Annotated in this window: 7 protein-coding genes; 6 read left to right on the top strand and 1 reads right to left on the bottom strand. The window is 28.9% G+C overall.

Annotation, left to right across the window (positions count from 1 at the left end):
* Window positions 1-181: hypothetical protein (locus tag ACH2CG_RS10640; protein WP_395064980.1), on the bottom strand; the 181-nt coding region annotated here is incomplete at its 3' end.
* A gap of 89 nt (window positions 182-270) precedes the next feature.
* Here ACH2CG_RS10640 and ACH2CG_RS10635 point away from each other — a divergent pair.
* From ACH2CG_RS10635 to ACH2CG_RS10610, 6 genes are all read left to right on the top strand, one after another.
* A complete protein-coding gene (locus tag ACH2CG_RS10635) occupies window positions 271-759 on the top strand; it encodes a 3'-5' exonuclease (RefSeq protein WP_395064979.1) in 489 nt (162 codons plus the stop codon).
* A gap of 67 nt (window positions 760-826) precedes the next feature.
* Entirely contained in the window at window positions 827-1,144 is a 318-nt protein-coding gene (locus ACH2CG_RS10630; RefSeq protein WP_395064977.1) for a hypothetical protein, read from the top strand.
* Between the two features lie 45 nt (window positions 1,145-1,189).
* Window positions 1,190-2,461 (top strand): DUF2851 family protein, encoded by a 1,272-nt coding sequence (locus ACH2CG_RS10625; protein WP_395064975.1) that lies wholly within the window; start codon window positions 1,190-1,192, stop codon window positions 2,459-2,461.
* Window positions 2,462-2,791: 330 nt separating this feature from the next.
* Window positions 2,792-3,019: a PspC domain-containing protein gene (locus tag ACH2CG_RS10620; RefSeq protein ID WP_395064973.1), complete on the top strand. Its 228-nt coding sequence runs from the start codon at window positions 2,792-2,794 to the stop codon at window positions 3,017-3,019.
* 22 nt (window positions 3,020-3,041) lie between these two features.
* Window positions 3,042-3,935, top strand: a complete 894-nt coding sequence (locus ACH2CG_RS10615; protein WP_395064971.1) for a helix-hairpin-helix domain-containing protein — start codon at window positions 3,042-3,044, stop codon at window positions 3,933-3,935.
* 30 nt (window positions 3,936-3,965) lie between these two features.
* Window positions 3,966-4,203, top strand: a 238-nt coding sequence (locus ACH2CG_RS10610; RefSeq protein ID WP_395064969.1) for an acyl-CoA dehydrogenase family protein, incomplete at its 3' end; no start/stop codon positions are given.

Genomic DNA, 4,203 nt, shown 5'->3' with positions numbered 1-4,203 from the left:
TATTTATCAGTACAGATTCCGATGTAATTACCGATTGCTTTTCGTTGGAAAACACAAAAATTAGATCTTGATCTTCAATCAATTTTCCATTAGAACTTTTACTGTAAGTAATTTTATAATTGGTTTGACCAAAGCTCACCATAGAAAGCAATACAATTGCAACACAAAAACATTTTTTCATTTGAAGTAAATTAATAAGCAAATATACTATTTTTAAAAATTTGATTTTAGAATTTAAGTTTTGTAAATTGCATCAAATAAAAAATAAAAATGACATTCACGGCAATAGACTTTGAAACCGCAACAGGACATCAAGAAAGTGTTTGCGCAGTTGGAATAGTAACAGTAAACGACGGCATAATTACCGAAGAATACTACACATTAATTCAGCCGCCAAATAACGAATATTGGTACAGAAATATTATGGTTCATGGTATAAAACCTATTGAAACGTTAAACGAAAAAACATTTGATAGTCTTTTTCCAGAAATTCAAAAACGATTGTTCGGAAGAAAAATTGTAGCACACAACGAAGTTTTTGATAGAAATGTGTTAATGAAAACAATGAAATATTATGGCTTGTATTACGACGAACTAGAAATTCCAATGCGCTGGGAATGTACTTGCAAAATTTACCGTGCAAAAGGTTATAAACCAGCAAATCTTAAAAATTGTGCCGATTTAAACAATATTCAACTCAATCATCATGAAGCATTGTCTGATGCTAGAGCTTGCGCAAAATTGTATTTGTTGCGATAAAAGAGGTGTTTAATTTGTATATTTGAAAAATGCATCACGTTAAATAGTACTAGTAATTTTAAAACTAATGATTGTATCTGTCACGAAAATAGAATTAAATTCGTATTCAAAACTGTTTGCTTTTTTTAAGTTTAACGGACAAATTATTTCAGAATTAAAGCAATCTCCATGTAAAAAATTTGAATTAACTGGAAACTGGAATTTGAAAATTTGGTACACAATGACTTTATGGGATAACGAAATTGATATTAGTAATTTCTATAAAAATGGTGTCCATCTTGAAGCGATGAAAAAAGCGAATGTTTTTTCTTCTAAGATACAGTCTAAACGAGTTCAAAATGGAAGTATGATGTCTTGGAAAGAAGCGAAAAAACTTTTTATTTAATGATTTCTTTAAAATAAGATACTCAGAATATCAATATTCAATTCTATGAAAGAAGATTTTATCCATTATATTTGGCAGTTTAAAAAGTTTGATTTTTCTAATTTAAAAACGACGCAAGGCGAAAACTTAACCATAGTTAATTCGGGAAATTATTTGCAACTTGCTGGACCAGATCTTTTTAATGCACAAATAGTTTTAGACAATCAAAAGTGGGCAGGAAATGTAGAAATCCATATAAAATCTTCCGATTGGTATGTGCATCATCATGAAAAGGATACCACTTACGACAGCGTAATTCTTCACGTAGTTTGGGAACACGATACGCCAATCTTTAGAAAAGACAATACTGAAATTCCAGTTCTTGAAATTAAAAATTATGTTTCTAAGTCAGAACTTGCCAAATACCAATCCTTAACAGCTCAAAAATCTTGGATATTTTGTGAAAATCAAATTAAAAATGTGCCTAATTTTGTGCTTTCCAATTGGCAAGAACGATTGTTTTTTGAGCGATTAGAACGAAAAGCGCAACCTATAGAACAATTGCTTCAAGAAACCGAAAACGATTGGGAATCTGTTTTGTTTTCTATGCTTGCCAAAAATTTCGGATTGAATACCAATGGCGAAATGTTCTTGAAAGTAGCGAAATCTATTACGTTTTCACTTATTCGAAAAGAAGCTTTAGAGGTAATGTATCTTGAAGCATTACTGTTTGGACAGGCCAATATGCTACCAGAAAATGCTGAAGATAATTATCCTAAAGAATTAAAATCATGGTATGATTATATTGCTTTAAAATACAAATTAGAAAAACCAACAATAGATCCAATTCAGTTTTTTAAACATCGACCAGATAATTTTCCCACTGTAAGATTAGCTCAATTGGCAATGTTATACCATTTACATCGCAATTTATTTTCTAAAATTATCAGCATAAATTCTATTCAAGAAATCTATGAAATTTTCAATTTGTCGGTGAGTGATTATTGGAAAACGCATTACAATTTTGACAAATCAAGTCCTAGAAAAGAAAAATCATTGTCTAAATCATTCATAGATTTGGTGTTAATAAATACAATTATTCCCATTCAATTTGCTTATGCTAAAAGTCAAGGTAAAGAAATTTCAGAATCTTTAATTGATTTATTGTCAAATATTCCAGCCGAGAAAAACACGATAATAGAAAAGTTTACTACATTTGGTATTAATTCTAAAAATGCTTTTGAGTCGCAATCATTATTGCAACTTAAAAATGAATATTGTAACCATAAAAAATGTTTACAATGTGCCGTCGGATTAGAACTTTTAAAAGATAATTAATCTAAAAGTGAAGCTCAATTATATTCGAAAACTAGATTTTATTATTGTAATTTTATTAAAACTATCAATTGTATCAACAATCATTAGTAGCTGTTTGGCGGTAATAACTTCTGATTTTAATGAGTTTTCATTTACTTTTAGTTATTTTTCAATAATTTTATCTCTATATATTATCTTTTGTTCAATTATAGCTTTTGTTATAATAGCAATTTATAATAAAGTAAAAAAAATAAAACTTTGGACATCAATAAATAAGAAACTTTTAATCTTGTTTCTTGCAATTTTAAGTTTGACAATTTTAGCATTTATAAATTATTTTAAATTCCATTAATGAATCCGATAACCAACATACGCTACTTTTTTGAAAAACATGGGTTTCATGTTTCGTCACGACTTGCAGATAAACTAGGTATGCGAGCAACAAGTGTTCGGTTGTTTTTTATTTATATATCATTTGTAACCGTTGGTTTGGGCTTCGGATTTTACCTAACATTAGCTTTCTGGATAAAACTTAAAGATTTAGTTAGAGCCAAACGAACATCAGTTTTCGATTTGTAATAACTACAGTAAAGGTTTAAAAATGATAGAAAAAGACACTATAAAATCCTTCTTTAATTTTTCGAAAGACCAACGAAAAGGAATTCTCCTTTTGTTTATTATTATAATCAGTTTGCAGATTGGATATTATTTTATCGACTTCAATCCTACACATAAACCATCTCCAGAAGAACAAAACTGGCTATCACTTCAAAGTACTATAGATACTTTAAAACTACAAAAACACGAAACGAGTTATAAAATGTATCCGTTCAATCCCAATTTTATAACCGACTTTAAAGGATATAAATTAGGTATGAAAGTAGATCAAATAGATAGATTACTTGCCTTTAGAAAACAAGGAAAATTTGCCAACTCACCTGAAGAATTTCAAAAAGTTACCGGAATTTCAGACTCGCTTTTAAATGCGATTGCTCCTTTCTTTAAATTTCCAGATTGGGTCAATAAAAAGAATCAAGGTAGTTATCAAAATTCTTATGCAAAATCCAATTGGAAAGAGTTTCCAAAGAAAGAAGCCATGAAAGTTTTAGACATCAATCAAGCTACTAAAGAAGATTTGATGAAAATTTACGGAATAGGTGATGCAATTTCTGATAGAATTTTAGCCCAAAAAGATACCTATGGCGCATTCGTTTCTATGGATCAAATGAATGAAATTTGGGGTTTATCGCCAGAAGTTGTCTCCAATCTTAATAAATATTTTAAAATTAATTCACTTCCCAAAATTAAAAAAATCAATATCAACAATGCTTCTATCAAGGAATTAGGACAATTTCCATACTTCAAATATCCTATTTCTAAAAACATAGTAACTTATAGAAGTATGAATGGCGATTTGAAAATTGAGGATTTAGCAAATATTAAAGCTTTTCCTGTTGATAAAGTAAAAATAATTGTCTTATATTTGGAATTCTAAAAAATAGAACAAAAATTAAGCAGTTATATTATGAATTCAACATATTTTACAGAAGAACACGAATTATTTAGAGCGAGTTTAAAAGACTTTTTGCAAAAAGAAGTTGTGCCTCACATTGAAAAATGGGAAAAAACAGGTACAATTGAACGTTTTATTTGGAAAAAATTTGGAGAAATGGGCTTTTTTGGAATAGCATATCCAGAAGCCTATGGAGGTTTAGGTTTAGATTTATTCTACACTGTAGTCTTTCTAGAAGAACTTCAAAAAA

Origin of the sequence: Flavobacterium sp. (assembly GCF_043778725.1) — a bacterium.
GTDB lineage: Bacteria > Bacteroidota > Bacteroidia > Flavobacteriales > Flavobacteriaceae > Flavobacterium.
This window is presented reverse-complemented; position numbering and strand designations above follow the sequence as displayed.

Coding starts and splice junctions, on each gene's coding strand:
- ACH2CG_RS10635 (WP_395064979.1), top strand. CDS start 271: ATGACATTCACGGCAATAGACTTTGAAACCGCAACAGGACATCAAGAA.
- ACH2CG_RS10630 (WP_395064977.1), top strand. CDS start 827: ATGATTGTATCTGTCACGAAAATAGAATTAAATTCGTATTCAAAACTG.
- ACH2CG_RS10625 (WP_395064975.1), top strand. CDS start 1,190: ATGAAAGAAGATTTTATCCATTATATTTGGCAGTTTAAAAAGTTTGAT.
- ACH2CG_RS10620 (WP_395064973.1), top strand. CDS start 2,792: ATGAATCCGATAACCAACATACGCTACTTTTTTGAAAAACATGGGTTT.
- ACH2CG_RS10615 (WP_395064971.1), top strand. CDS start 3,042: ATGATAGAAAAAGACACTATAAAATCCTTCTTTAATTTTTCGAAAGAC.